The organism is Actinoallomurus sp. NPDC052274, assembly GCF_040679475.1.
Lineage (GTDB): Bacteria > Actinomycetota > Actinomycetes > Streptosporangiales > Streptosporangiaceae > Actinoallomurus > Actinoallomurus liliacearum.
The window spans coordinates 25,526-51,891 of the sequence record NZ_JBFAUT010000026.1 but is presented as its reverse complement, the minus strand read 5'-3'; the positions used below and the strand labels follow the sequence as shown (position 1 = coordinate 51,891).

Annotated in this window: 26 protein-coding genes; 16 read left to right on the top strand and 10 right to left on the bottom strand. The window is 72.2% G+C overall.

Going from position 1 to position 26,366, the window contains the following annotated elements; all coding sequences use genetic code 11:
* Positions 1–47 precede the first annotated feature (47 nt).
* The 3 genes from AB0K82_RS22715 to AB0K82_RS22705 are packed head-to-tail and all read left to right on the top strand — an operon-like array spanning position 48 to position 2,928.
* Entirely contained in the window at positions 48–1,220 is a 1,173-nt protein-coding gene (locus AB0K82_RS22715; protein ID WP_364399813.1) for a CoA transferase, read from the top strand.
* Between the two features lie 18 nt (positions 1,221–1,238).
* Positions 1,239–1,700 carry a MarR family transcriptional regulator gene (locus tag AB0K82_RS22710; protein WP_364399810.1) on the top strand — a complete coding sequence of 154 codons (462 nt, stop codon included), beginning with the start codon at positions 1,239–1,241 and terminating at the stop codon, positions 1,698–1,700.
* 31 nt (positions 1,701–1,731) lie between these two features.
* The gene (locus tag AB0K82_RS22705) at positions 1,732–2,928 is read left to right on the top strand and encodes an epoxide hydrolase family protein (RefSeq protein WP_364399807.1); all 1,197 of its coding nucleotides are present in this window, start codon (positions 1,732–1,734) and stop codon (positions 2,926–2,928) included.
* Positions 2,929–2,959: 31 nt separating this feature from the next.
* On the opposite strand, the gene AB0K82_RS22700 is transcribed toward AB0K82_RS22705, so the two are convergent.
* The gene (locus AB0K82_RS22700) at positions 2,960–3,478 is read right to left on the bottom strand and encodes a GNAT family N-acetyltransferase (protein WP_364399804.1); all 519 of its coding nucleotides are present in this window, start codon (positions 3,476–3,478) and stop codon (positions 2,960–2,962) included.
* Positions 3,479–3,522: 44 nt separating this feature from the next.
* Positions 3,523–4,110, bottom strand: coding sequence for an XRE family transcriptional regulator (locus AB0K82_RS22695; RefSeq protein ID WP_364399802.1), 588 nt, complete (start codon positions 4,108–4,110; stop codon positions 3,523–3,525).
* Positions 4,111–4,435: 325 nt separating this feature from the next.
* Here AB0K82_RS22695 and AB0K82_RS22690 point away from each other — a divergent pair, with 325 nt between their 5' ends.
* Positions 4,436–5,521, top strand: coding sequence for a DUF5937 family protein (locus AB0K82_RS22690; RefSeq protein ID WP_364399799.1), 1,086 nt, complete (start codon positions 4,436–4,438; stop codon positions 5,519–5,521).
* A gap of 6 nt (positions 5,522–5,527) precedes the next feature.
* Here AB0K82_RS22690 and AB0K82_RS22685 read toward each other — a convergent pair whose 3' ends face one another.
* Positions 5,528–6,406 (bottom strand): alpha/beta hydrolase, encoded by an 879-nt coding sequence (locus tag AB0K82_RS22685; protein ID WP_364399796.1) that lies wholly within the window; start codon positions 6,404–6,406, stop codon positions 5,528–5,530.
* Between the two features lie 161 nt (positions 6,407–6,567).
* Positions 6,568–7,317, bottom strand: coding sequence for a dienelactone hydrolase family protein (locus AB0K82_RS22680; protein WP_364399793.1), 750 nt, complete (start codon positions 7,315–7,317; stop codon positions 6,568–6,570).
* A 595-nt stretch (positions 7,318–7,912) separates the two neighbouring features.
* Between AB0K82_RS22680 and AB0K82_RS22675 the strand changes: the two genes are divergently transcribed.
* The 5 genes from AB0K82_RS22675 to AB0K82_RS22655 all read left to right on the top strand — a co-directional run bounded on the left by AB0K82_RS22675 (position 7,913) and on the right by AB0K82_RS22655 (position 12,185).
* Complete coding sequence (locus AB0K82_RS22675; RefSeq protein ID WP_364399790.1) at positions 7,913–8,371, top strand: PaaI family thioesterase; 459 nt, start codon at positions 7,913–7,915, stop codon at positions 8,369–8,371.
* A 92-nt stretch (positions 8,372–8,463) separates the two neighbouring features.
* Positions 8,464–9,126, top strand: a complete 663-nt coding sequence (locus tag AB0K82_RS22670; protein WP_364399787.1) for an iron-containing redox enzyme family protein — start codon at positions 8,464–8,466, stop codon at positions 9,124–9,126.
* Positions 9,127–9,852, top strand: a complete 726-nt coding sequence (locus AB0K82_RS22665; protein ID WP_364399785.1) for a hypothetical protein — start codon at positions 9,127–9,129, stop codon at positions 9,850–9,852.
* A 1-nt stretch (position 9,853) separates the two neighbouring features.
* On the top strand, positions 9,854–10,945 hold the full coding sequence (locus tag AB0K82_RS22660) for a methyltransferase (RefSeq protein ID WP_364399782.1): 1,092 nt from the start codon (positions 9,854–9,856) through the stop codon (positions 10,943–10,945).
* Positions 10,946–10,964: 19 nt separating this feature from the next.
* Positions 10,965–12,185, top strand: a complete 1,221-nt coding sequence (locus AB0K82_RS22655) for an acyl-CoA dehydrogenase family protein (protein ID WP_364399779.1) — start codon at positions 10,965–10,967, stop codon at positions 12,183–12,185.
* Between the two features lie 35 nt (positions 12,186–12,220).
* Here the strand turns inward: AB0K82_RS22655 and AB0K82_RS22650 are convergent, their stop codons facing one another.
* The 4 genes from AB0K82_RS22650 to AB0K82_RS22635 all read right to left on the bottom strand — a co-directional run bounded on the left by AB0K82_RS22650 (position 12,221) and on the right by AB0K82_RS22635 (position 17,964).
* A complete protein-coding gene (locus tag AB0K82_RS22650) occupies positions 12,221–13,099 on the bottom strand; it encodes an alpha/beta fold hydrolase (RefSeq protein WP_364399776.1) in 879 nt (292 codons plus the stop codon).
* 3 nt (positions 13,100–13,102) lie between these two features.
* Positions 13,103–15,805: an AAA family ATPase gene (locus AB0K82_RS22645; protein WP_364399773.1), complete on the bottom strand. Its 2,703-nt coding sequence runs from the start codon at positions 15,803–15,805 to the stop codon at positions 13,103–13,105.
* A 16-nt stretch (positions 15,806–15,821) separates the two neighbouring features.
* Positions 15,822–16,655 (bottom strand): pentapeptide repeat-containing protein, encoded by an 834-nt coding sequence (locus AB0K82_RS22640; RefSeq protein WP_364399771.1) that lies wholly within the window; start codon positions 16,653–16,655, stop codon positions 15,822–15,824.
* A gap of 115 nt (positions 16,656–16,770) precedes the next feature.
* Positions 16,771–17,964 (bottom strand): thiolase family protein, encoded by a 1,194-nt coding sequence (locus AB0K82_RS22635; protein WP_364399770.1) that lies wholly within the window; start codon positions 17,962–17,964, stop codon positions 16,771–16,773.
* Positions 17,965–18,201: 237 nt separating this feature from the next.
* Between AB0K82_RS22635 and AB0K82_RS22630 the strand changes: the two genes are divergently transcribed.
* The 4 genes from AB0K82_RS22630 (at position 18,202) to AB0K82_RS22615 (ending at position 21,082) form a co-directional block, all read left to right on the top strand.
* Complete coding sequence (locus tag AB0K82_RS22630) at positions 18,202–18,675, top strand: pyridoxamine 5'-phosphate oxidase family protein (protein ID WP_364399768.1); 474 nt, start codon at positions 18,202–18,204, stop codon at positions 18,673–18,675.
* Between the two features lie 81 nt (positions 18,676–18,756).
* Positions 18,757–19,194, top strand: coding sequence for a helix-turn-helix domain-containing protein (locus AB0K82_RS22625; RefSeq protein ID WP_364399765.1), 438 nt, complete (start codon positions 18,757–18,759; stop codon positions 19,192–19,194).
* Positions 19,195–19,272: 78 nt separating this feature from the next.
* Positions 19,273–20,373 (top strand): LLM class flavin-dependent oxidoreductase, encoded by a 1,101-nt coding sequence (locus AB0K82_RS22620; RefSeq protein ID WP_364399762.1) that lies wholly within the window; start codon positions 19,273–19,275, stop codon positions 20,371–20,373.
* 67 nt (positions 20,374–20,440) lie between these two features.
* Positions 20,441–21,082, top strand: a complete 642-nt coding sequence (locus AB0K82_RS22615) for an FMN reductase (protein WP_364399759.1) — start codon at positions 20,441–20,443, stop codon at positions 21,080–21,082.
* A gap of 1 nt (position 21,083) precedes the next feature.
* Here the strand turns inward: AB0K82_RS22615 and glgC are convergent, their stop codons facing one another.
* On the bottom strand, positions 21,084–22,319 hold the full coding sequence (glgC, locus tag AB0K82_RS22610) for a glucose-1-phosphate adenylyltransferase (RefSeq protein ID WP_364399756.1): 1,236 nt from the start codon (positions 22,317–22,319) through the stop codon (positions 21,084–21,086).
* Between the two features lie 71 nt (positions 22,320–22,390).
* On the opposite strand from glgC, the gene glgA reads away from it, so the two are divergent.
* The 3 genes from glgA (at position 22,391) to AB0K82_RS22595 (ending at position 24,968) form a co-directional block, all read left to right on the top strand.
* Entirely contained in the window at positions 22,391–23,572 is a 1,182-nt protein-coding gene (gene glgA / locus AB0K82_RS22605; protein ID WP_364399754.1) for a glycogen synthase, read from the top strand.
* Positions 23,573–23,774: 202 nt separating this feature from the next.
* Positions 23,775–24,584, top strand: a complete 810-nt coding sequence (locus tag AB0K82_RS22600) for a helix-turn-helix domain-containing protein (RefSeq protein ID WP_364399752.1) — start codon at positions 23,775–23,777, stop codon at positions 24,582–24,584.
* Positions 24,585–24,668: 84 nt separating this feature from the next.
* On the top strand, positions 24,669–24,968 hold the full coding sequence (locus AB0K82_RS22595; protein ID WP_364399749.1) for a hypothetical protein: 300 nt from the start codon (positions 24,669–24,671) through the stop codon (positions 24,966–24,968).
* Positions 24,969–25,038: 70 nt separating this feature from the next.
* Here AB0K82_RS22595 and AB0K82_RS22590 read toward each other — a convergent pair whose 3' ends face one another.
* Entirely contained in the window at positions 25,039–26,322 is a 1,284-nt protein-coding gene (locus AB0K82_RS22590) for an MFS transporter (protein ID WP_364399746.1), read from the bottom strand.
* Between the last annotated feature and the right edge of the window lie 44 nt (positions 26,323–26,366).

Genomic DNA, 26,366 nt, shown 5'->3' with positions numbered 1-26,366 from the left:
AGAGTCTATTACTAGCGCCGGGGCAACAGCTTCGACTGGGAGTCACCATGACCGCTTCCCCCGCCCACCGCCCGCTCGACGGCTTCCGGGTCCTGGACTTCACCCAGAACGTGGCCGGTCCGCTGGCCGGCACCGTGCTCGCCGACCTCGGCGCCGAGGTCATCAAGATCGAGGCCCCCGGCGGCGAGGCCGCCCGCCGGATCACCTCGAGCCGCCCCGGCCTCGAGCATGTGGCGCCGTACTTCCTGCCAAACAACCGTGGCAAGAAGTCCGTCATGATCGACCTCAAGTCCGAGGAGGGACTGCGGCAGGCGCTGGCCCTGGCCGACACCGCCGACGTCGTCCTGGACGGCTTCCGGCCCGGCGTGATGGACCGGCTCGGCCTGGGCGCCGAGACCTTGCAGGCCCGCAACCCCCGACTGGTCTACGCGGCGCTGTCCGGATACGGCGGTTACGGTCCGGTGGGGCGGCGGCCCTGCATCGACATGATGATCCAGGCCGAGTCGGGCCTGGTGACCGGCCTCCGGTCCAGCGACGGCACACCCGAGTTCGTGCGCTCCACGATCATCGACGCGGCCACCGGACACGTCCTGGCTCAGGCCGTCCTCGCCGCGCTGCTGAACCGCGAGCGGCACGGCGTCGCGGACGTCGTGCGCGTCGCCATGTACGACGTGGCGTGCAGTCTGCAGTCCAACAGCCTCACCATGGCGGCCAACACCGCCTCGAACACCCCCAGGCCCACCGACGGCCGGAGCCCGTTCGCGACCGAACCCAGCGGCGCCTTCCGGTGCGGCGACGGCGATCACCTCGTGCTGGCCGCGTACGTGCCCAAGCACTGGAAGAAGCTGACCGAGGTCCTCGGCCGCCCCGATCTGCTGACCGATCCCCGGTTCGCCGACCAGCGGCAACGCGGCCTCCACCGGCGAGAACTCACCGCCGAGTTGACCGCGGCGCTCCGCGCGCATGCCGCCGCCGAGTGGGTGGAGATCTTCGAACGGGCCGGGCTGATGGCCACACGCGTACAAACGTGGAGAGAGGTGGTCAGCTCGCCGCAATTCGCCGAGAATCAGCTCGCCGTCACGGTCACCGACGGTGAACGAACCGAGACCGTCATCCGCACCCCGGCCCGCTACGACGGCTTCACCCCGGCCGGCACCACGCCGACCCCGGCCCTGGGCCGGCACAACGACGAACTCCTCCCTCCGAACGGTGCGGCGTGACCTCCTAAGCTGGCGGCCGTGGACGACACCGCGAACGACGACCTGGACGTGGCCGCCTTCACCACGGCGATCGAGGATTTCAACCGCTTCTACATCCGGCTGCCCACGCTGGAGAAGCTGCCGTTCACGACCCTGTCGGTGCTGGACACCCTCGCGTACGGCGACGGCCCGATGCGGCTGACCGACCTGGCCAGGACCGAGCAGATCACCCAGCCCGGCGTCACCCAGCTGGTCACCCGGCTCGAGCGGGAGGGGCTGGTCGAGCGCCGCCCCGACCCGGGCGACGGCCGCGTCGTCCTCGTGCACATCACCGAGACGGGCCGGCGGATCTGCCGGTCCCGCCACGCCGACCGGACCGGCCACCTGATCCCGCTGGTCGCCCGGCTGACCCCCGAGGAGCGGCAGGCGATCGCCGGCGCGCTGCCCGCCCTGACCCGCCTGGCCGAGCTCGGCCGTGACCGGGGGCGGACCGCCCGGTGAACCCCGACCTGGAGATCCCTAGCATGGCCGGGTGAGGACCGCCGAGGAGAACATCCATCCGTACCGCATCGACATCCCCCAGGCCGACCTGGACGACCTGCACGCGCGCCTGGACCGCACCCGCTGGCCGGACGAGCTGCCCGGCGTCGGCTGGGCCTACGGCGTACCGGGGGACTACCTGCGCGAGCTCGTACGGTACTGGCGGCACGAGTTCGACTGGCGGGCCGCCGAGGCACGGCTGAACGCCTGGCCGCAGTTCACCACCACCATCGACGGGGCGACGATCCACTTCGCCCACGTCCGCTCCCCGGAGCCGGACGCCGTCCCGCTGGTCATCACGCACGGCTGGCCCGGATCGATCGCGGAGTTCACCGAGATCGCCGGCCCGCTGTCGGACCCGCGAGGGCACGGTGGCGACCCGGCCGACGCGTTCCACCTGGTCATCCCCGGCATCCCCGGGTTCGGTCTGTCGGGACCGACGCGCCAGACCGGCTGGGAGTTCAAGCGGATCGCGGCCGCGTTCGCCAAGCTGATGCGCCGCCTGGGCTACCGGCGGTACGGCGCGCAGGGCGGTGACTGGGGCGCGGTCGTCTCCCGCGAACTCGGCCGGACCCGCCCCGAGGAGATCATCGGCGTTCACCTGAACCTGCTGCCCGGCGGGGCCGCCACCGAGGAGCCCGACGAGCGGGCCGCGCTGTCCCCGGCCGAACGCGACCGTGCCATGGCCTCGTGGCGGCGCACCCAGGCGTGGGAGCGGGAGGGCATCGGATACGCGGCGATCCAGTCGACGCGTCCGCAGACCCTCGCCTACGCCCTGACCGACTCGCCGGTCGGCCAGCTGGCCTGGATCGTGGAGAAGTTCAAGGAGTGGACGGACTCCCGGGACCGGCCCGAGGACGCCGTGGACCGCGACCAGCTGCTGACCAACGTGATGCTGTACTGGCTGACCGGGACCGCCGGATCCTCCGCCCGGATCTACTACGAGCGGGCGCACGCGGACTACTGGGGACGGCCGCCCGAGCCGTCGACCGCGCCGACCGCCCTGGCCGTCTTCCCCCACGACAACTTCATCCCGTTGCGGCACATCGCCGAACGGACGAACACCATCGTGCGCTGGACGGAGTACGACCGGGGCGGGCACTTCGCCGCGATGGAGCAGCCCGACCTGCTGGTCGGCGACATCCGCGCGTTCTTCCGGACCCTCCGTCAGGCGAACGGTCGCCGGTGAGCCCGCCCGCTCCGGTCGCTCGGGGCGGGGCTCACGCCAGGCGCTTGTAGAAGAAGCTGCAGTCGCGCAGCGCGCCCGACGGGTCGGCGGCGTAGTCCGGGACGATGCCGTACCGCGTCCAGCCGGCGGAGGCATAGAGGCTCTCGGCGACGCTGCCGGTCTCGGTGTCCAGGAGCAGGAGCGTCGTGCCGAGCTCGGCGGCCGCCCGCTCGGCGGTGGTCAGCAGCGCCCGGCCCAGCCCCCGGCCCCGCGCGGCGCGGTGGACCATCAGCTTGAGGACCTCGGCGCGGTGCCGGCCGTTGGGCTTGGGTTCCACGGCGAGGCTGACGGTCCCCTCGATGCCCCGCGGACCGCGGCAGGCCCAGACGAGCAGGCTCCCGTCGGCCACGGCCGGGGTGCGGGCCCGCCAGAAGTCGAGCGCGGCGCCACGCTCGAACGGAGCCACGAAGCCGAGGGAGTGACCGCCGGCGACGGCGTCCAGCAGGAGGTCGGCCAGGTCCGGCACGTGGACGGTGAACTCGGCGGCGGACAGGCGGGTGATGGCGCGCATCGGGCGAACTCCTTCATCGGCCGGCGGCGGGGGAGAGGAGGACGTCACGGCAGGACCACCAGGAGGGCGTAGCGGACCGGTTCGGCGCCGAGGCAGCGGAACCGCGACCGGCCCCACAATCGGAACCGCAGGCAGTCGCCGTCGCGCAGCTCGTACGTGTGACCGTTCGCGCCGACCTCCAGGGCTCCGTCGAGCACCCAGATGTGCTGCTCCAGGCCGGGAACCGGCGGTCCGTCGTAGGAGATGTCCGCGCCCGGGCGCAGCAGCCCCTCGATGGCCTCACCGCGCAGGCCGGGATGCGGGGGCGACACCGACCGCCGGGTGAAACCCGACTCCTCGTCCCGCCACACGGTCTGCTCACCGGCGCGTACGAGCTGGGGAGGGTCGGCCTCGACCTCGGCGAGGAGGCGTGACATCGTCCGCTCGTACGCGGCGCACAGCCTGCCGAGCAGGGCGGCGGTGGGGCTGATCTCGCCCCGCTCCAACCGTGACAGGGTCGATCGGCTCACCCCCGTCCGCCGTGCCAGCTCCTCCAGCGACCAGCCGCGCTCGACGCGCAGCTCCGCCAGCCGGGCCGCCAGCCGGGCGTCCACTCCGCCCGGCTCGGCCTCCTCCACCGAGTCCTGTCCCATATCTGGGACAATATCCCATATTCAGGATCGCCCGGACTGAGGAAGACGCTGTGGCGGATGCTGTTCGGGACAGCCGGACGGGCGGAGGGAATCGAGCCGTCCCCCGAGGCGATTGCCGAGCTCACGAGCCTGCTCGCGCGTCCACGGCCAGGGCGACGGCGTAGCGGGGGCCTCCGGAGGCACGGACGAGGGTGCGGGGCTGAATTCTGGTGATGGTTGCCATGGCGTCAGACGATGCGTTCGGCCGCTGGGGCAGGGCACGTCGGTTGACGCATACCGTCAATCGACGCCGTCGCCAGGTCGTCCGGTCGGTGATGATGAGGGGATGACGCTGAGGATCGACATCAGCGGCCTGCCGTCCGAGAGAGTGCGGTTCGCCGCCTCCCCACTGGCCGAACTGACCGCGATGCTGCACGTGCTGGCCGAACCCGGTCACCATCCGCAGTTCGCCGGCTGGGCCGCGGACGTCTGGGCCGGGCTGCGGCCGGAGCTGGCCGAGCGGCTCAGGGAGGCTGAGTTCCTCTGGCGTTCCTCACAGGCCGACTTCCTGATCCCCGCGCGGCCCCGGCCGACCCTCGCCGAGGAGCTGGACGACGTGGACCGGATCGACGACGAGACGTATGTGACCGCCGCGCTCGTCACCACCTGTGGCAGCAACCGGGTCCATTTCCGCGGGGCGTCGCCGCTCACCGACACGACGGCGCGCGAGCGGGCCCTGGACGTGGCCCAGGCCCGCGGCGCGCTGCAGGAGGCCTTCGCGGAGCGGCTGCTCGCGGACCCGGCCGCGGTGCGGGCGCGGATGCGCCACACCCTCGAAGAATGCGCCGAGGCATTCTTCGACGACGCCTGGGCGGGCGTCGCGGTGCGGCTCGCCACTGATCTGCGCCTGAAGAACGAACTCCTCAGGCGCCAGGGCATCGGGGCGGCACTCGCCTCGGTCTCCGGCGCGGTCGCCCTGGCACCGGACGGCGACTGCATCATCGTGGACAAGGTCCAGGACAAGGCGACCGCCGCCCGTGGCGCCGGGGTCACCTTCATCCCCAGCGTCTTCGGCCGCCCGCACCTGGTGGCGGTCCACGCTCGCGGATGGCATCCGGTGGTGCAGTACCCCGTCGCCGAGCCGGGTCCGGCTGAGCCCGTCTCTCTGGAGACGGTCACCCTCCGGCTGGAGGCGCTCGCGCATCCGGTACGGCTGCGGCTGCTGCGCACTCTGGCCCGTGGCCCGCACACCACCGGCGAGCTGGCCCACTTCTGGGAACTCTCACCCCCGGAGGTGTCCCGCCACCTCGCCGTCCTGCGCCGCGCGGGCCTGCTCACGGCCCGGCGGCACGGCCGTTACGTCCGGTACACCATCAATCTGCCCGATCTGACGGCGTTGGGCGCCGACCTGCTGGCGGCCGTACTGCGCTGAGCAGCCTCAACCTGTCAGATTTTCGTTCCGATGTCCCTCACGCCCCTGGACAGCGGTGAAGGCCAGGAGAAGCTCGGCGGTCCGCGTCGGGTCCTCCATTATCGGCGTGTGTCCGACGCCGGACAGCATCTCGACTCTCGCGTCCGGAACGGCGCGGTAGTCGGCGGCGGACGATGGCCGCCATCGACGGTCCTGGTCGCCGAAGATCACCTGCAGTGGTCTACCGAGGACGGCCAGCCGCTCCGGGAGCGCTCGCTGCTTCAGGTAGTCGCGGGGGGCCTGCATCGCCGCAGCGAACGCGTCGTAGGGCATACCGCGCACCTCGTCCACGAACTCTTGCGGGAACTGGAAGCCCTCGCGGCTGAAAGCGGTGCTCCCGAACTGGCGGATCTGCTCATCGGTCGGAGGCCACTGCGAGGGTCCGATGGCGGCGGTCTCTGCCGCGATGAAGGCGTCCATGCTGGGGCCGGTGTTGATGAGCACGAGCGCGGTGACCAGGTCGGGCCGTTGCTCGGCGAGGGCGGTGGCGACCACGCCTCCGCTGGAATGGCCGACGACCACGGTGTGCTCGACACCGAGTCGGTCCAGTGCCATGCCGACCCGGCGTCCCTGCTCGGGGGGCCCGTAGCCGCCGGTGGCCGGTGCGGTCGACCGGCCGCACCCGAGCAGATCGATCCGGATGACGCGATGGGACTCGGTCAGCAACGGGACCAGCGAGTCCCACGAGCGGGTCGATGAGGCGGAGCCGTGGATGAGCAGTAGCGGCGGGGCGTCGCGGGGGCCGTCCTGGCACACGTAAATGTCACCGTCGTCCAGGGGCAGGATCGAACCCTCAGTCGTCTCGGCGCCGCCGTTCACGTGCGGTTTCCCGTCAGGAATGGTCATGAGCCCACTGTCGCCGCCGGTGCGCGCCGGCGTCTTGGACGAATGTTCCGGCCGGCCCGCCCATCGTGGTGGGCGAGCCGTTCCGCGAAGGACGCCCCGCGCTGCGGGACACCGAGGACTCCGGAGCCGTGTCCTCGAGGTTCGATCTCCGAGCCGAAGTGTCAGCCGCCGGCCAGGGCGCGCCCGAGGAGGGGGAGCAGGCGGTCCCAGTGGCGCTGCGATGCGGAGGGGCTGAAGGCGTCGGTGTCGGACATGGTGTAGCCGTGGACGGTGCCGGGGTAGATCTCAATGGCGTAGTCGACCCCTGCGGCATCCAGGGCCTGGTCGAGTGCGCCGATGGCCTCGGGCGACATGTCGTTTTCGGCGAGACCGAGGTGAACTTGGGCGGTGAGCTCGGGGACGAGGCGGTGCGGGCTGTCGGGTGCGTCGGTGACCAGGAAACCGGGATGGAATCCGGCGACGGCGGCCACCTGGTCGGGATGGGCCGCCGCGGTGCGCATCGCCAAGGCCGCGCCGATGCAGTAGCCGACCACGGCGGCCGGTCCGGCGCTGACCTCGGGCCGGGTGGCGAGGAAGCCGAGGTAGGCGTCGGCGTCGCGCACGATTCGTTCGGCGGTGTGCGTCTCGAGCAAGGGCATCAACAGGGCGATGACCGCGGGCCGGATCTCTTCTCCGATGTGCTCGGGAAGTTCGGTCACCGGTGCCGGGCCGTGCCGGTAATAGAGGTTGGGGACGAGCACGTAGTACCCGTGCTCGGCCAGTGCGCGGGCCTTTCGCTCCAACTCGGGTCGCAGGCCGAAGGCGTCGGTGTACAGCAGCACCCCCGGGTGCGGCTCGCCGCGGTCGGGAAAGGCGGCGAAAGCGTCGGCCTGGCCGTCCGGGGTGGGAACCTGCAGAGTCTTGGTGGGCATGGCTTCTCCTGTCGTGGTTGATGTGTCGAGCCTGTGATCAACACGACGAGGCGGAGCCCGCGCGGCAGCGCATGGTCCTCGATCGAAGAGCGGGCCCGCGTCGGCCCGTACGGCGCTCAGAGGAGCACCGGGTCACCAATCCGTGTGTGGCGCAATGCCGTCCCGGTGATCATCGTCGCAAGGATAGCCCACCCATCGGACGCGCCCCTGCGCGTGATCCGTCAAGCGCCGCCCGGGCGCAGGTGGCGATCGCCGGCCACGGCCGCGTGGCCGACCGGTCGGGGCGGTCGACCACGCGGCCGGAATCCGGAATTCGGCCGACCTGTAAAACACGGGGCGCTCGCGCGGAATCGGACGGCGCGCGTTCCACCGGCGTCGTTGAATTCGTCGAAACCGTCGGCATTCATCACAGTCGAGGCGTTCGGCCACCGGGCGCGCACACAGAGTGGAGGGATGGGGCACGCCGTTGACTTGACAAGGACCATGAAGTCATTAACGCTGTCGAACGAGGCCCGGTGCCTCGTTGTTCGTAATTCCGAGCAGACGGGTCTCGACGGCCGAGGCTCGTTGAGGTATCAACGAAAGCGACTCGTGCGTGCCTGAAATCAACACGACAGAAGAGACGGTCTTCGACCTCCTGGGCGATCGACCGCAGGTCGCAGCGCTGATCGACTGGACGCTTCTGAAACTCGACAAGCAGTCGGATTCGATCCATCTGTCGTTCACCGCCGCTGAGACTTTCACGAATCCCGCCGGAAGCGTTCATGGCGGATTCATCGTGGCCATGCTCGACGAGTGCATGGGCTCGGCCATTGTGGGGCTCACCGACGCGCGGTTCCTGCCCATGACTATTTCGATGTCCACGGACTTCATCAAGCCGGTTCCGGTGGGGCAGGTCTTCGGTGAAGGCCACATCACCTCAATGGGCAATAGTTCCGCTTTTCTCGAGGCGCGGCTTTCGGACGGAGCCGGCCGCACACTGGCCCGGGCGATCGGCACCTACCGCCTGTTGCCCTTCCCCCACGGCCCGAAACACGACGCCGGACCGCACTAGAGACCCGGCGCCCCGCACCGCACCTCACCTCGTCCCGTACCTCACGTCCCTCGCCCGCCCCAGCGAGTCCCCCGAAGGATGGAACGCCGCGCATGAGCAATTTCGACGAACTGCTGTCCGCGACCGAGAGAGAGTTCAAGAGCGAGATCGAGAACAACCCGTTGATCGAACTCGTTCTCGGCGGTGGAATGAAGCGTGAGCACTACGTCAGCTATCTGCGCGAGACGTACCACATGGTCCGGCACACCTCCCGGATGCTGTCGCTGGCCGGGGCCCGCCTCGGCGACGACTACCGTAAGCTGCGGGATTGGTTCTTCGAGCAGGCCCGCGAGGAGAACAACCATGATCTGTTCTGCGTCAAGGACCTGAAGAACCTCGGTGAGGACGTCGACCGGGTCCTGTCCGTCCCGCCGATGTCCGGCTCCTGGGCCCTGGTCGCGCAGAACTACTACATGGCGACCTACGGAAGCCCGCTGGGCATCCTCGGGGTGGCGAGCCTGACAGAAGGGCTCGGCGCGGGCCTGGGCAAGGTCGTCGCGGACACGCTCAGGCAGCAGTACGGCCTGGAACGCCGCCAGGTGACCTTCATCAAGAGCCACGCCGGGCTCGACGCCCGGCACATCGAGGACGTCAAGAAGGCCGTCGACGACCTGCTGGTCAAGGACTCCGACCTCGACGAGGTCGTCCAGGGCAGGCGGATGACGATCCACTACTACGGCCAGATGTTCCGCGACGTGCTGAGCGCCGCCTGTTAGATGATCACGTACGACGGTCTTCACCTGGAAGACGACGCGATCCTCGCCAACCGCGACGTGACCTCCCCGATCACCCTCGTGGCCGCCCCCGAGGATGAGACGGTCCTGCGGGAGGTGCGCAAGTACCGGACCCACGAGATCCAGGACGTGCACGAGCACGACGAGTACCGGGAGTTCCTGGAGAAGGCGCTCAAACCGCTCGGGCTCTACAGCGCGGACTTCCTGCCGAGCAGCGCGTCGAGCTGTTACAAGGTGACCTTCCGCGACGAGGCGGTGGCCATCTTCCGGCTGACCCCGGTCGCCCCGGACTCGGTCTTCCACCGAACGATCCCCGGGGCGTCCGGCACGAAGATCCTCCAGGTCAACAACGTCGCGGTGGATCAGACCTACCAGGGCGACCTCCTGCTGGGCATCATCCTGAAGAACTGCGCCCTGCTGTCGCACGCGAAGGGTTTCGACTTCGTCGCCGGCCTGGTCCGGCACGAGGTCCTCCCGCTGTTCGTCGACTTCGGCACGCTCCCGGTCCGCCACGAGCCGCTGCACCTGCTGGGGGATTCGGCCATCTGCGACTACGTCACCTACTTCAGGACGGACCGCAGGGAGCACATCGCCTACGCCCTCGCCCGCAGCTACCACTACTTCCACCGGAAGGTCACGATGAAGAGGATCGCCGCCGACGTGAAATGGTCGGCCCTGCGCGCGCCGGACGAGTTCGGGAGCGTGTGAGGTGCCCGCCACGGATCGGGTCGGCGACGCCCGGGACGCCGGCACGGCCACCGGCGCGAACACGCGGCCGGCACCACCCGCGCCGGCCCGCCTCATGCAGATGGTCCTGCACGCCATGGCCGCCAAGTCCGTCTACGCGGCGGCCGAGCTGGGCCTGGCCGACCTGCTCGGCGAACGGCCGCGGACCACGGCCGAGCTGGCCGAGCTGACCGGCGCGCACGGGCCGTCCCTGCGTCGGCTGCTGCTGGCCCTGGCGGGGCTGGGACTGGTGACCCAGACCGGCATGGACCGGTTCGAGCTCGCCGAGTTCGGGCGGCCGCTGCGCAAGGACGCCCCGAACTCCATCCGCGACCTCGTGCGAATGATGTGCGGCCCGGCGGTGTGGCGGAGCTGGGACGAGCTGGTGCCCAGCGTGCGCACCGGAGAGCCGGCCTGGGACCTGGCGCACGGCGTCACCTGGCTCGAGTACTACGCGCGCGAGCCCGAGGAGGCGGCGACGTTCAACCGGGCCATGGCCGAGCACACCCGGGACACCGCGCCCGGCGTCCTCGCCGCCGCGGACCTGTCCCGGTTCGGCACCGTCGTCGACGTCGGCGGCGGCGACGGCACCCTGATCTCCCATGTCCTGCGGGCCCATCCCGGCGTACGGGGCGTGGTGTTCGACGTGCCGACCGGCCTGGCCGCCACGGCCACGACGCTGGCGGCCGCTGGCGTCGCGTCCCGGTGCCAGGTGGTGAGCGGCGATTTCTTCGTCTCGGTGCCCGCCGGCGCCGACGCGTACCTGCTCAAGCAGATCCTCCACGACTGGGACGACGAGCGCGCCACGGCGATTCTCCGCAACGTCCGCGCCGCGGTCGCGCCCGGCGGCCGCCTGTTCGTGATCGAGCGGGCCGTTCCCGAGCAGGTCACCCCGGGCGACCTCGCCGAGACCCGCGACCTCCTACTGGACCTGCACATGCTCGTCGCCACGGGCGGGCGGGAGCGCACCGAGGGGGAGTTCGGGCGGCTGCTGGACGCCGCCGGGTTCGAGATCGCCCGGGTGACCGCCCTGCCCCGCTTCGACTTCCGGGTGATCGAAGCCACCCCGGCCTGAGAGTAGGAGGCACCGACCCTTGACGCTCCCGACCGACACCACGCCGTCGACCGACACTGCGGTCCTGGACGGCGCGACGATCCTGGCGAACGCCCGCGCGGTCGCCCCGGTCCTGCGCGAAGAGGCCGAGGCGAGCGAACGCGGCCGCCGGCTCACGCCGCGCGCGGTGGAGGCGCTGCGTTCGACGGGCGTGTTCCGCATGGCGATGCCGCGGGCGTGGGGCGGACCGGAGGTCGACATCCGCACCCAGACCGAGATCATCGAGGAGCTGTCGGCGGCCGACGGCGCGGCCGGCTGGTGCGCCATGATCGGCTCGGACGGCGGCTTCTACACGGCGCCGCTCGAGGACGCCGTGGCCCGCGGGCTCTACCCCGACCTCGACATGATCACCGCGGGCTGGATCGTGCCGGCCGGGCGGCTGCGCCGGGTGGCCGGCGGATACCGGCTGGAGGGCCGCTGGCAGTTCGGCAGCGGCTGCACGCACGCCGACGTCATCATCGGCGGCGCGCTGGTGTTCGAGGACGGCGCGCCGGTGCTGACGGAGGGCCGGCCGGAGGTACGCGTCGCGATGCTGCCGGCGGGGGAGTTCGAGATCCTCGACACCTGGCACACCACCGGGCTGGCGGGCAGCGGCAGCCACGACTACACGACCGAAGGCGCTTTTGTCCCGGCCGAGCAGACCTTCCGGTTCGGTGACCTTCGCCGCCGCCGGCGCGCCGGGGCCCTCTACGCCTGGCCGGGCATGTTCTTCGCCAACCTGCCCGGGGTGCCGCTGGGCATCGCCCGCGCCGCGCTGCGGTCCGCCGAGCAGCTCCTCGCCGACAAGATGCTCGTCCCGGAGATGCGCCCGGCGCGTGAGGACCCGCGGGTCCGCACCGGCATCGCGCAGGTCCACGCGATGGTCGGCGCGGCCCGCAGCTACCAGTACGACGTCCTCGGCGAGCTGTGGGCGACCCTGGAGACCGGCGGTGAACCGTCCCTGCGCCTGCGGGCGGCACTGGTCGGCGCGCACATGCACACGATCCGGACCTGCCGCGACGCCGTGCGGCTCCTGGCCGACGTCGTGGGCAGCGCCTCGATCTACCGGCGCTGCCCGATCGAGCGTCACCAGCGTGACCTGACGACGATCGCCCAGCACCTCATGGGCCAGCCCAAGATCCTGGAGATGGCGGGCGCGCTGTGGCTGGGCGTGGACAAGGCCCTGGCCAGGCACCCGCTGTCGGCCGAAGGGCTGATCTGACCGTGATGGCGGACGACCTCGCAGTGGTGAGCAGGTCACCCCGCCGTGTGCGCGAGGATGGCGGCGGCCAGTTCCTCGTGCGCCTCCGGCGGCAGCGTGTGCCCCATGCCCGTCACGGTCATCAGCCGCGCGGCCGGAATCCGCTCGGCGATGATCGCGCCATGACCAGGCTTGGCCGGCTCATGGCTGCCCTCGATGACCAGTGTGGGCGCCTTCACCTGGTGCAGCACGCCCACCGGCTCGAAGTCCGGCTTGGCCATCGCGGCCAGCCGGTGGTTGGCCGCCGCCGACAGGTCACGGGCCCGGTCGTAGATCCGTTCCTGCAGCCGGCGCGCCGCGTCCTCGTCGAACGGCAGCCCGGTGCCGTGCAGCAGGCGCTGCTCGGCGATCATGCCGTCGATCACCGCGCGCCGGTCCTCCGGTGGCGGGGCGGCCATCAGCGCGCGGTAGAAGGCCACGAACTCCGGTGTCGGCTCCGGCAGGCTCCCCTCGGGCTGCGGCTGCCCCATCAGGGCCCGTACGAGCACCTCGCCCTCTCCGCCGCCGAGCGGCGAGGAGGCGATGACGGTCAGCGAGCGCACCCGCTCCGGCCGCTCCACCGCGACGAACTGGCCGAGCAGTCCGCCCGCCGAGTGGCCGACCAGGTGCGCGCTGTCCAGACCGTGGGCGTCCATCACGCGGTACACATCGTTCTTGATGTCGTCCCACGTGTACGGCTCCGCCGCGAAGTCGACGGTGCCCGACATCCCGGTGTCACGGTGGTCGTACCGGATCACCCGACGGCCTCCGGCGGTCAGGCGGCCGACGAACTCGTCCGGCCACAGAACGCCCTGCGACATCGAGCCCATGATCAACAGGATCGGCGCGTCCGTCTCGGCGCCGAACTCTTCACTCCAGAGGGTCACGTTTTGCATGTCTCACAGCATGTCGTCGTCGGCTACGGACGCCTTCTGTAGAACTACCAGTCGCGCCAGATCCGTACGGGAGCCGATGCCCAGTTTCGGATAGATCTTGTACAGGTGGTACTCGATCGTGCGCGGACTCAGGAAGAGCCGGGCGGCGATCTGCTTGCTCGACAACCCGTCGGCGACCAGGCCCGCGATGCGCAACTCCTGCGGGGTCAGCGCGTCGAGCGCGGCCGCGGGCGGCGCCTGTCCGCTCTCACCCGCCGCCCGCAACTCGTCCTGCGCGCGCCGCGCCCACGGTCGGGCGCCCGCCTGCTCGAACGTCTCCCACGCCATCCGCAGATGCGCCCGCGCCTCACCCGGCCGCTGCCCGCGGCGCAGGCGCTCACCCAGCAGCAGCGCCGTCCTGGCCGCCTCGAAAGGGTTGGCGTGCAGCCGCAGCGCCTCACCGAAGGCGTCCTCGGACGAGTCGGCCAGGCCGCGGCAACGCTCCAGCAGCGCGCGCGACTCGGGTGTCGCGGCGTGCGCCGACCACCGCTCATACGCCTCCAGCGCCGCACGCGCGCCCGCCTCGTCGCCCGCACCCACGGCGGCCTCGACGCGGTCGGGCGCCATCCGCCACACCACGGTCGGATGCCCGGCGCCCGGTCCCGCCGCCGCGATGGCCGTGAAACGGTCGTGCGCCGCCGCGTAGCGGCCCAGGCACAGGTCGAGCAGCGCCAGCGCGTACGCGGCCACTCCCGCGCGCAATCCGACCCGGTGCGGGATGGCGATGGCCAGCGCCTCGCGGGCCTGCTGTTCGCAGGGCTGCTCCTCGCCCCGCAGCGCCGCCAGCGCCGCCAGGTTGGCCAGGTGTGCGGCCACCGTGTTCTCATACCCGGCATCTCGGGCCAGCGCCAGGCCCTCCTCGGAGATGGCCTGGCTGCGTGCCAGCCGTCCGGCGACGCGCTCTGCGGTCGCCACGAACTCCAGCACGACGGGCAGTTGCCCGGTCATCCCCGACACCCTGGCCACCTGTCCGGCCCGGGCGGCCATTTCGGTGGCCAGATCCGACTCGCCCAGAGCGCTGGCCGCGGCCGCCGCCCACAGGTACTCCGCCGCGTCCTCCAGCTCGCCGGTCCGCGCCAGCGCCCGCCGCAGCAGTCCCGGCCCGGCAGCGTCGCCGTCCAGCGTCAGGCCGAGCCCCGCCACCGTGTCCCGCAGGAAACCCTCGGGGTGCGCCGCCGCCCTCCGGCCGAGCTCGACGACGGCCGCCGTGTCGCCGACGTATGAGGCCGCCTCCACGGCGTCGGCCAGCATGTCCAGGCTGTCGCCTGCCTTCAGGATCCGGACGGCCTCGGCGGCGTTGCCCGAGTTCAGCGCGAACCGGCCCCGGAGCTGAGCGATCTCCACGGCCATGGTGGCGTCCCCGTCAGCCTGTTCACGCGCCTCTGCCAGCAGCGACTCCGCCTGTCCCGGGCGGCCGCCGAGCCAGGCCGCCGCGGCGGCGTCCTTCAGGCGGGCGGCACGGGCGCGCGGCTCGGGAGTCAGCTCAGCGGCCCTGGCCAGGGCCGTGGCGGCGGCGCCGTACCCGCCGCGGTCGCGCGCCCGCTCCGCGGCGGCCACCAGCGTGGTGGCGACCTGCTCGTCCTGACCCAGAGCGGCTCCGGCCAGGTGCCACGCGCGGCGGTCATCCGCGGTCAGCTGCGCCAGGATGGCGTGCACGCGACGGACGTCGGCGGGAGCGGCCGCCTCATGCACCGCGGACCGGATGAGCGGATGACGGAACCGCACACCCGTGCCCGACACCTCGGCCAACCCGGCCCCCTCCAGCTCGGCCAACGCCACCCGCCCGGCCCGGGCCCCCGTGTTCTCGCCGGGCCGTACCGCTTGCTCGGCCAACAACCGGTCGGCGGCGCGCAGGACCGGGTCGAGGTCGGTCTCCACGGCGGCGACCAGGGCGACCAGCCGAGCAGGGGCGGACAACGCGGCCACCCGATGGCCGAAGAGCCGGGCGCCACCGGGCAACGGATCGGGCAGCGGTTCGCGCCCGGCGAGCTGCGCCGGCGTCAGGCCGGCGGCGATCTCGCCCAGTGCGAGCGGGTTCGCGCGGGTGAGCGTGACGAGCTCCCGTGCCACATGGGCGGGCAGCACACCGTGGCGGGACTCCAGCAGCTCGGCCGCTGCGGACTCGGGCAAGCCGCGCACGTCAACCGTCAGCGGCACGCCCTTGACCGGTGCGTCGCCGCGCACGGCGAACAACATCGCGATCCGTTCCGTCCCCAGCCGCCTGGCGGCGAACAGCAACGCGTCGGCCGAGGCCCGGTCGACCCACTGGAGGTCGTCGACCACGCAGATCAGCCCGTTCGGCGCGGCGGCCTCGGCCAGCAGCGAGAGCACGCCGGCCCCCAGCAGGAAGCGATCCCCGACACTGCCCGCGGAAAGCCCCAGGGCCGTGCTCAGAGCGTCCCGCTGCGGTTCGGGCAGCGCGTCGAGCGAGCCGGTCACCGGCCACAGCACCTGGTGCAGCGCCGCGAACGCGAGGTCGGACTCGGGCTCGACGCCGGTGGCCCGCAGCACGCGCATCCCGCCGCCTCGCGCGGCCGCCGTGTCGAGCAGGGCGGTCTTGCCCTCGCCTGCCTCGCCCCGCAACGCCACCGCGCCGCCGGAGCCGTCGCGGGCCCGTGCGATCACCTCGTCGAGTGCGTTGATCTCCGCTGATCTGCCGTAAAGCACGAAGCGACCGCCTGGGTCACCAGTGCGCCGGGCGGGTCGGCGTGGGCGGCAGCCGGGTGGCGGCGTCGCCGCGGGCCGCGTTGACCTGCGCCTGGGTCAGGAAGATCGCGCCGGTGAGGTCCGCTCCCCGCAGGTCGGCGTCGCGCAGGTCCGCGCCGATGAGGTCGGCCATGCGCAGGTCGGCGTTCCGCAGGTCCGCGGCGATGAGGTAGGCCCCACGCAGGTCGGCGCCGCGCAGATCCGCGCCGCGCAGGCGCGCGCCGACCAGGTCGGCGCCCCGGCGGTTCTTGCCGCGCTTCGGCACCCCGGCCCGTACGAGCTCGCTGGTGCGCAGCAGGAGCGGGTTGACGCGGGCGCGGTGCGCGGCGACGTCGAGGTCCGCCAGTTCTGCCGCGTCGGCGCGGGTGAGGGGCTCGGTGTCGGCCAGCGCCCGGCGCAGCTCGGCGTGCACCGGGCGGGCGGCCGGCAGCGCGAGCGCCTCGGTCAGGTACCACAGGATCTCGTTCAGCTGCCGCATGACGGCGAACACCGCGAACATCCGCCGGGCGGTGTCGGGGGACTCCCGCCAGTCCTGCCCGGCGAAGGTGACCTGGCAGACCTGCTGTCCGGCGCCGAAACAGTCGAAGACGGTGCAGCCGGAGAAGCCCTTGGTCCGCAGGTCGGCGTGGATGCCGCAGCGGGAGTCGCCGCGCAGGTTCGGGCAGGGCCGCCCGGCGTCCTTGTCGATCGCGAAGTCGGCGGAGGCCGCGAACGGCAGCGCCACGCAGCACAGTCCCTGGCAGCGGCCGCAGTCGGCGCGCAGGTCCGGGCGGACCGGCGTCACGGGAAGGGTCTGACGGTCGCGGGGCAACGGGCGGTCTCCTGGCTCGGCTCGGCACCGGGCGCGGCGCCCGGCGCGGACTTCCATTGTCCGGGACCGGGCGCCGTGCCGGGGCCCCTGGGGCGGACGCCGTGCCGCCCGCCGTTCAGAGGCGCTCGACGATGGTCGCGTTGGCGAGGCCGCCGGCCTCGCACATCGTCTGCAGGCCGTAGCGTCCGCCGCGCTGTTCGAGGACCGACAGCAGGGTGGTCATCAGCCGTGCGCCGCTGGCTCCGAGCGGGTGCCCCAGGGCGGTCGCCCCGCCGTTGACGTTGACCTTGGCCGGGTCGGCGCCGGTCTCGGCGAGCCAGGCGAGCACGACGCTGGTGAAGGCCTCGTTGACCTCGAACGCGTCGATCTCCTCCAGCGACAGTCCCGCGCGGTCGAGGACCTTGCGGGTCGCGGGGATGATGCCGGTGAGCATGAGCAGGGGGTCGTCGCCGACCACGGCGAAGGTGTGCAGGCGGGCCCGGGGCCGCAACCCGAGCCGCCGTGCCGTCTCGCCGCTGGTGATGAGCACGGCGGCGGCGCCGTCGTTGACGGGCGAGGAGTTGCCCGCGGTGATCCGCCAGTCGATCTCCGGGAACCGCTCCTCCCAGACGTCGGCCCGGAACGCCGGCCGCAGACCGGCCAGGACCTGCGGCGAGGTGTCGGGCCGTACGGACTGGTCCTCGGTGACCTGCACGGGCGTGCCGTCGGCCGAGGGGGCCTTCACCGGGGAGACCTCGGCGGCGAAGCGACCGTCCGCCCACGCCCGCGCGGCGCGGTGGTGGCTTTCGGCGGCGAAGGCGTCCAGCCGTTCCCGGGACAGGCCCCAGCGCTGGGCGATCAGCTCGGCGCTGACGCCCTGCGGCACCAGCCCGTCCGGATAGCGCCGGCCCACGCCCGCGCCGAGGAAGTCGCGGCCGGCGGTCTGGCTGCCGATCGGCACGCGGCTCATCGATTCGACGCCGGAGGCGATCACGACGTCGTAGGCGCCGCTGATGACGCCCTGGGCCGCGAAGTGGATCGCCTGCTGGCTGCTGCCGCACTGGCGGTCCACCGTGACGGCGGGCACCGACTCCGGCAGTCCGGCCGCCAGCGCCGCCCACCGCGCGGTGTTGGCGCTCTGCTCGCCGATCTGGCCGACGGCCCCGCTGATCACGTCGTCGACGGTGGCCGGGTCGATCCCGGTCCGTTCCAGCAGCGACCGGATCGCGTGCGCGTGCAGATCGACGGGGTGCATCCCCGACAGAGCGCCGCCGGGCTTGCCCTTACCGATCGGCGTACGGACCGCATCGACGATGACCGCGTCGTTCATGCCAACTCTCCTCACTCGCAACCGAACCTACTGACCGGTATATCGTGCAGAGTTGGATTTCACAACTCACTCTTGACGGCCCACCCGGACCGGAGCCGACACCCATTACGTTGCCGTGGCGGGCTCCGCGGTGAGCTCGGAGGTGGCCCGCGCCCCGGAGGGGACAGACTGTGACCACAGCGATCAGCCCGGCAGGACGCGTCGGGCCGACCGTCACCCTCGATGACAGGAGTGGCCATGACCGGCTCTTCTTCCACCTTGAACGCCGCCCCGCGCTCCCGCGCTCAGCGTCGCCGCGACACCGAGCACCGGCTCGCCCACGACATCGACCTGTGGGTGGCCACCGCCTCGGCGGACGGCGCGCCGTACCTGGTGCCGCTGTCCTTCGACTGGGACGGCCGGGCACTGCTGATGGCCACCCCGCTGGACAGCCCCACTGGCAGGAACCTGGCCACGACCCGGACCGTCCGGCTGGGGCTGGGCCCCACCCGCGACGTGACCATGATCGACGGCGAGGTCGAGGTCCTGGAGATCGACGCGCTGCCGCAGGAACGAGGTGACCGGTTCGCGGCGCGCACCGGCTTCGACCCGCGCGCACTGACCACTCCGTACCGCTGGTTCCGCGTCACCCCGCGCCGCATCCAGGCCTGGCGCGAGGTGAACGAACTGCCCGACCGCGAACTGATGCGCGAAGGCCGCTGGCTGGTCTGACGTTCCAGGGCGATCTCGAGGGTAGGTTGGGTTTCAGGACCGACCGGTGCGCCGACGGCGCCGAGCGAGGAGGGCAGTCCCGTGGCCGTACGCGGCCGTCAGTGTTCGATCGCCAACGCGCTGGCCGTGATCGGCGAGAAGTGGAGCCTGCTCGCCCTGCGGGAGATCCTGCTCGGGGAGCGGCGGTTCGACCAGATCGCCCGCAACACCGGCGCCAGCCGCGACATCCTCGCCGCGCGGCTGCGGACGCTCGTCGAGGCCGGGGTCCTGACCAGGCGGCAGTACGAGGCGCACCCCCCGCGCTATGAGTACGTGCCCACCGAGGCCGGCCGCGCGCTCCAGCCCATCCTGATGAACCTGATGGACTGGGGTGACCGTTACGTCACCGACGGACCGCCGCCGACGGTCTGGCGGCACTCCTGCGGGGCCGACCTGCACCCCCGGACGGTGTGCGCGCACTGCGGCGAGCCCGTGACGGAAGGGGAGGTCCACGCGGTCCGCCTGGGTCCCGTCCGCTGACGGCGCCGGGAATCGGTGATCGGAGCATGACGTTTCCCGCTATAGTTGAATTTTCAATAAGCAGGGAAGGGCCGCGTCATGCAGTTCGGGATCTTCACGGTCGGCGACGTCACGCCCGATCCGACCACCGGCAGAACGCCGAGTGAGCACGAGCGGATCACGGCGATGGTGACGATCGCACAGAAGGCCGAGGAGGTCGGCCTGGACGTGTTCGCCACCGGCGAGCACCACAACCCGCCGTTCGTGCCCTCGTCCCCGACGACGATGCTGGGCTACATCGCGGCGCGGACCGAGCGGCTGATCCTGTCGACCGCGACCACGCTGATCACCACGAACGACCCGGTGAAGATCGCCGAGGACTTCGCGATGCTGCAGCACCTGGCCGGCGGGCGCGTCGACCTGATGCTGGGCCGGGGCAACACCGGCCCCGTCTACCCGTGGTTCGGCCAGGACATCCGCCAGGGGATCCCCCTGGCCATCGAGAACTACGCGCTGCTGCACCGGCTGTGGCGCGAGGACGTGGTCGACTGGAAGGGCCGCTTCCGCACCCCGCTGCAGGCGTTCACCAGCACGCCCCGGCCGCTGGACGGGGTCCCGCCGTTCGTGTGGCACGGCTCGATCCGCAGTCCGGAGATCGCCGAACAGGCCGCCTACTACGGCGACGGTTTCTTCGCCAACAACATCTTCTGGCCCAAGGAGCACTTCCAGCGGCTCATCGGCCTGTACCGGGAGCGCTACGCCCACTACGGCCACGGCACGCCCGAGCAGGCGATCGTCGGCCTGGGCGGGCAGGTGTTCATGCGCAAGAACTCCCAGGACGCCGTACGGGAGTTCCGTCCCTACTTCGACAACGCCCCCGTGTACGGGCACGGCCCGTCGCTGGAGGAGTTCACGGCCGAGACGCCGCTGACCGTCGGCAGCCCGCAGCAGGTCATCGACAAGACCCTGACCTTCCGCGAGCACTTCGGGGACTACCAGCGCCAGCTGTTCCTCATCGACCACGCCGGACTGCCGCTCAAGACGGTCCTGGAGCAGCTCGACCTGCTCGGCGAAGAGGTCGTCCCGGTGCTGCGCAAGGAGTTCGCGGTGAACCGGCCGGCCGAGGTCCCCGACGCGCCCACCCACGCCTCGCTCCTGGCCGCCCGCGGCACCGAGACCCCGGCGGAGACCGCCCAATGAGCCGAATCGAGCGGAGCGAGCGAATGGACGCAGTGCCTCCGGTCACTCCGCCGACGAAGGAGGCCGCATGAGCGAGCGAAGCGAGAACGCAGGGGTGCGCCTGGTCGCCGTCTCCGCCGGCCTGGGCACCCCGTCCTCGTCCCGCCTGCTGGCCGACCGCCTCGCCGCGGCCACCCGCGAGCGCCTGACCGCGGACGGGCGCCCGGCCGAGGTCACGGTGATCGAGCTGCGCGACCTGGCCACCGACATCGCGAACGGTCTGGTCACCGGCTTCCCCGGCGCCCGGCTGCGCACGGCGATCGAGACGGTGACCGGCGCGGACGGCCTCATCGCGGTCAGCCCGATCTTCTCGGCCTCCTACAGCGGGCTGTTCAAGTCGTTCTTCGACGTGATCGACAACACCGCCCTCGCCGGACGCCCCGTCCTGATCGCCGCGACCGGCGGCACCGCCCGCCACTCCCTCGCCCTCGAGCACGCGCTGCGGCCGCTGTTCACCTACTTGCGGGCGATCGTGGTCCCCACCGCGGTGTACGCCGCGCCGGAGGACTGGGGTTCCGGCGGGGACGCCGGCGCAGGCGGCCTGGCGGCCCGGATCGACCGCGCGGCGGACGAGCTGGCCGCGCTGACGCGCGACCGCCCGCCCGCGGCCGCGCCGGCCGAGCCGGTGGTGCCGTTCGCGGAGCAGCTCGCCGCGCTGCGCCCGGAGTGAGTCAGCCCGGCACGACCTGGTTCTTGCCCAGGACCCGTACGCCGCTCGCCGTCACGGTGAAGTGCTGCCGGTCGTAGTCCTCGTCCACGCCGATGCGGGCGCCGTCGGGGATGACGACGTTCTTGTCGATGATGGCGCCCCGTACGACGGCGCCGCGCCCGACCCGTACGCAGTCCATCAGAACCGAGTCCTGAACGGTGGCGCCGGCCTCGACGTGGACGCGGGGCGACAGGATGGAGCGCTCGGCCACCCCGCCGGCGAGGATGACGCCGGGGGAGACCATCGAGTCGACGGCGTACCCGCGCCGACCCTCCTCGTTGAAGACGAACTTGGCCGGCGGCAGCGGGTCGTGGCCGGTGTAGATCGGCCACTCGTGGTTGTAGAGGTTGAACACCGGATGGATCGAGATGAGGTCCATGTGCGCCTCGTAGAAGGCGTCCAGTGTCCCCACGTCGCGCCAGTATCCGCGGTCCCGGTCGGTGGAGCCGGGCACCTGGTTGTCGGCGAAGTCGTAGACCTGCGCGCGGCCGGCCTTGACGAGCTTGGGGATGATGTTCCCGCCGACGTCGTGCTTGCTCGACAGGTCGGCGGCGTCCTCCTTGACCACGTCGACGAGGACCTCGGTGTCGAAGACGTAGTTGCCCATGGAGGCGTACACCTGGTCGGGCGCGTCGGGCAGGCCCACGGCGTCCTTGGGCTTCTCCCGGAACGCCGCGACGCTGACGCCGTCGGGACCGGTCTCGATCACCCCGAACTGGTCGGCGAGGGACAGCGGCTGGCGGATCGCGGCGATGGTGACCCCGGCGCCGGACTGGATGTGCTGGTCCACCATCTGCCGCGGGTCCATGCGGTAGATGTGGTCGGCACCGAAGACGATCACGTGGTCGGGCCGCTCGTCCTCGATCAGGTTGAGGTTCTGCAGGATCGCGTCGGCCGAGCCGGCGAACCACCGCGGCCCGAGGCGCTGCTGGGCCGGTACCGGCGTGACGTAGTTGCCCAGGAGCGTCGACATCCGCCACGTGCGGGAGACGTGCCGGTCCAGGCTGTGGCTCTTGTACTGCGTCAGTACGACGATCTTGAGGTAGCCGGCGTTCGCCAGGTTGGACAGGACGAAGTCGATCAGCCGGTACATTCCGCCGAAGGGCACCGCCGGCTTGGCCCGGTCGGCCGTCAGCGGCATCAGCCGCTTGCCCTCCCCGCCCGCCAGCACCATCGCCAGGACATGAGGTCTCGCCATGGCCAGACCTTAGCCCTCCCACCAGCGTTAAAACAGGACGAGCAGGCATATTTGGCACTACGCTGCCGGGCATGCGCGTCGACCTGCTCACCCGTGAATACCCGCCGGACGTCTACGGGGGAGCCGGCGTCCACGTCGAGCACCTGGCCCGGGAACTGCGCCGGCTGTGCGACCTTCGGGTCCACTGCTTCGACGGCGACCGGGCCGAGCCCGGCGTGACCGGCCACCGCGTACCGGCGGCGCTCGAGGCGGCCAACCCGGCCCTGCAGACGCTCGGCGTCGACCTGGAGATGGCCGCCGGCGCCGGGGGAGCGGACCTGGTGCACAGCCACACCTGGTACGCGAACCTCGCCGGTCACGTCGCCAAGCTCCTGCACGGCGTCCCGCACGTGGTCACCACCCACAGCCTCGAGCCGCTGCGGCCCTGGAAGGCCGAGCAGCTCGGCGGCGGCTACGCGATCTCCTCCTGGGCCGAGCGCACCGCGATCCTGGCGGCCGACGCGATCGTCGCCGTCTCCGCGGGCATGCGCCGCGACGTGCTCACCTGCTATCCCGAGGTCGACCCCGACCGCGTCACCGTCCTGCACAACGGCATCGACACCGACGAGTACGCCCCGGACCCCGGCACCGACGTGCTCACCCGCCACGGCATCGACCCCCAGCGCCCCTCCGTGGTGTTCGTGGGGCGCATCACCCGCCAGAAGGGCCTGCCCTACCTCCTGCGGGCCGCCCGAGCCCTCGACCCGTCCGCCCAGCTCGTGCTGTGCGCCGGCGCGCCCGACACCCCGGAGATCTCCGCGGAGGTCGAGGCGCTCGTCGACGAGCTGCGCCGCGAGCGCGGCGGGATCGTGTGGATCACGAAGATGCTGCCCCGCCCCGAGGTCGTGCAGATCCTCAGCCACGCGACCGTGTTCGCGTGCCCGTCGGTGTACGAGCCGATGGGCATCGTCAACCTGGAGGCCATGGCCTGCGAGGCGGCCGTCGTCGCCACCGCGACCGGCGGCATCCCCGAGGTCGTCGCCGACGGCGAGACGGGCCTGCTCGTGCCGATCGAGCAGGCCGCCGACGGCACCGGCACACCCGTGGATCCCGACCGCTTCGCCGCCGACCTCGCCGAGCGCGTGAACGCGCTGCTCGCCGACCCCGAGCGCGCCGCCTCGATGGGCAAGGCGGGCCGCCGCCGCGCGATCGAGCACTTCTCCTGGTCCCGGATCGCCCGCCGCACCCACGACCTGTACGCCTCTCTCATCTGACACCGGCCGTCCGCGCCGTGGCACGGCGTGGCTCCTGGGCGGCCGTGGCATGGACGCGGATACGGGATTACCCGGATCCGCGGGCGGGGGTTCGCCGGGGAGACTGTTCGCGTTCCCCGCGGAAGGACGGTCGATGGTGAATGGCATCGGGGGGGTCATTCTGGAATGCCCGGACCCAGGGTCCGGGCCGCGGATGGTGGCGGTGCGGCCGGCACCCGTGCTGCGCCCGTACGTCGCCGGGTACGCCGGTCTCCGCGTCGACGCCGCCCGGCCGCTGCGGGGGCGCGCCGTGGCGACCTGTGGGGTCACGCTGTTCCTCGACTTCGCCGCCTCGGTGCGGCTGGTCACCGCTCGGGATCGGCCCCTGCGCGTCCAGTCCTCGCACGTCACCGGCCTGCACGACCGGCCGGTCCTGTTCGAACAGCGCAGCCACCACCGGGGGATGGCCGTCGAGCTCACCCCGACCGGAGCGTACGCGCTGTTCGGCGTGCCGATGCGAGAGCTGAGCAACACGACCGTCGACCTGGCCGACCTGCTGGGGCCCCGCGCGGAGCGGCTCACCGAACGGCTCCGCGCGGCACCCGACTGGGCGACGCGGTTCGAGCTCCTGGACCGCCTGCTGCCCGCCTGGTTCTGCGCCGGGCCGGAGCCGGCGCCCACGGTGCTGCGCGCCTGGCGGCTGCTGCGGTGGACCTGCGGGGCGGTGAGCGTGGCCACGATGGCCGAGGAGACCGGCGTGACCCGCCGCTGCCTGGAGATGCGCTTCGCCGAGCAGATCGGGCTGCCGCCCAAGACCATCGCCCGCCTCCTGCGGTTCGAGCGGGCCGCGCGCCTGCTCACCGCATCCGCGTCCTCTGCGCCCGCGCAGATCGCCGCCGTGTGCGGCTACGCGGACCAGGCGCACCTCACCCGGGAGTTCGGCAGGCTCGCGGGCCGCACGCCCACCGGGCTGCGCGCCGAGCACGCCGCCGCGATCACGCTCCGCCGATCGCACAACGCATCCGGTCTCTGACCCTTCGCATTCGTTCAAGACCCGGGGAGAGGGCCGCCCATAGCGTCCGAGGTGGAAGTTCCCCCGGACGAAAGGGTCCGCTCCATGCTGATACCGAACTACCTGGCGGCCGCCGTCGTCGGCGGCGCGCTCGTCACCGCCGGTGTCGCGCTCGCGCCCTCCGCGAGTGCGTCACCGGCGCCGGCCTCGACCCGGGAGGCGGTCGCCCACCGGTGCGACCACCCGTGCAGCGACCCGCCGGGCCCCGGGTGGCGCTACATCGACAACTACTTCTGGGCCAGCAGCTGCATCGAGGTCGGCAACCGCGGCATCAACAACCATTCCTGGTCCAAGTACCAGTGCTACGGCAGCACCTGGACCAATTACGACCTCTGGGTGATCTGACCGCCGTCCGGCGACGGGCGGGCGTCCCCCTCGGCGCCCGCCCGGTCTCCGCGCCCGAGGTAGCGCCGGGTCACCCGGCGGCGCGGTCGCCGACGGGGCAGGGCGCGGCGGGCGCCGGAGCCGGCGCCACCGGGCGGGCGGTCCGGGACCGTACGGCACCGGACACCGCAGCGGTGAGGGCCAACGCGATGACGACGGCGCCGTAGGCGGTGGCGGTCGCCCGCAGGCCGAACGACGGCACCGCCGCGCCCGCGACGACGGCGGGCACGCTGAAGGCCAGGTAGCTGACCACGTACACCGAGGCGAACAGCTCCGCCCGCTGCCCAGGGCCGGCCAGCGTCGCCAGGGAGCGGAACGCCCCGAGGAAGGCGCTGCCGAAGCCGCAGCCGGCGATGGCCGTGCCGATGAAGAACAGGGACGTCGAGGCGGCGGCCAGCGCAAGAAGCGTCACGGCGGTTCCGGCGGCCAGCGCGGCCGCGCCGGCGGCCATGACGCGCTGCGGAGCCCGGTCGCGGACGAGCACCGAGGCCATCGCGCCCGCTCCGGTAAGGGTGGTGACGACGAGCCCCCCGACCAGGTGGTTGCCGATGTGCAGGACGCCGGCCGTCAGCGACCCGCCCAGGGACAGGTACAGGCCGCAGATCGCCCAGGTCGCCACCAGGCAGGGCGCGGTCGCCAGGAAGGCCGCGCGGGCCGGGACGGGGACCGCCGCCCGGGGCCGCAGAGAGGCCAGCGCGCCGGGGCGCGCGGTGACCAGGTCCGGCAGGAACGCCATCACGGCCGCCAGGATCACGAATGCCGCGGTGAGCCCCGCGAAGACCAGCGTCGTGGGGGCGGGGGCGTACTCCACCAGCGATCCGCTGCCCAGCGCGCCGGCGGCCAGGCCCAGGGCGGGCGCCACGCTGTTGACCAGCGACCCCGACCGGGCGCCGGGCTGCAGGTCGACCAGCCCGGCGCTGATGGCACCGGTCGCGGCACCGGTCGCCAGACCCTGCACGGTGCGCGCCGCCAGGAGCGTCCCGACGTCGCCGGCGGTCAGGAACAGGACCATGGCGGCGGCCTCGGCCAGCAGGGCGGCGATCAGGACGGGCCGGCGGCCGAGGAAGTCCGAGAGCCCGCCGACGGTCAGCAACGCGATCAGTAGGGCGAGGGCGTAGACGGCGAAGATCTCGGTGAGGGTGGTCGCCGAGAACCCCCATCGGTGCTGGTAGACGACGTACATCGGGGATGGGGCGCTCGCGGCGCCCATGAAGACCAGCAGGGTCGCGCCGAGCAGCCAGAAGCCGGCCGGGCGCGGCAGGCGCCGGACCGTACGGGCCGCCGCGGGCGCGACGCGGTCGTCCACTGTGGGCATGCGGTACTCCTCCAACAGTTCCAAGATTTTCGAACCATTGAAGG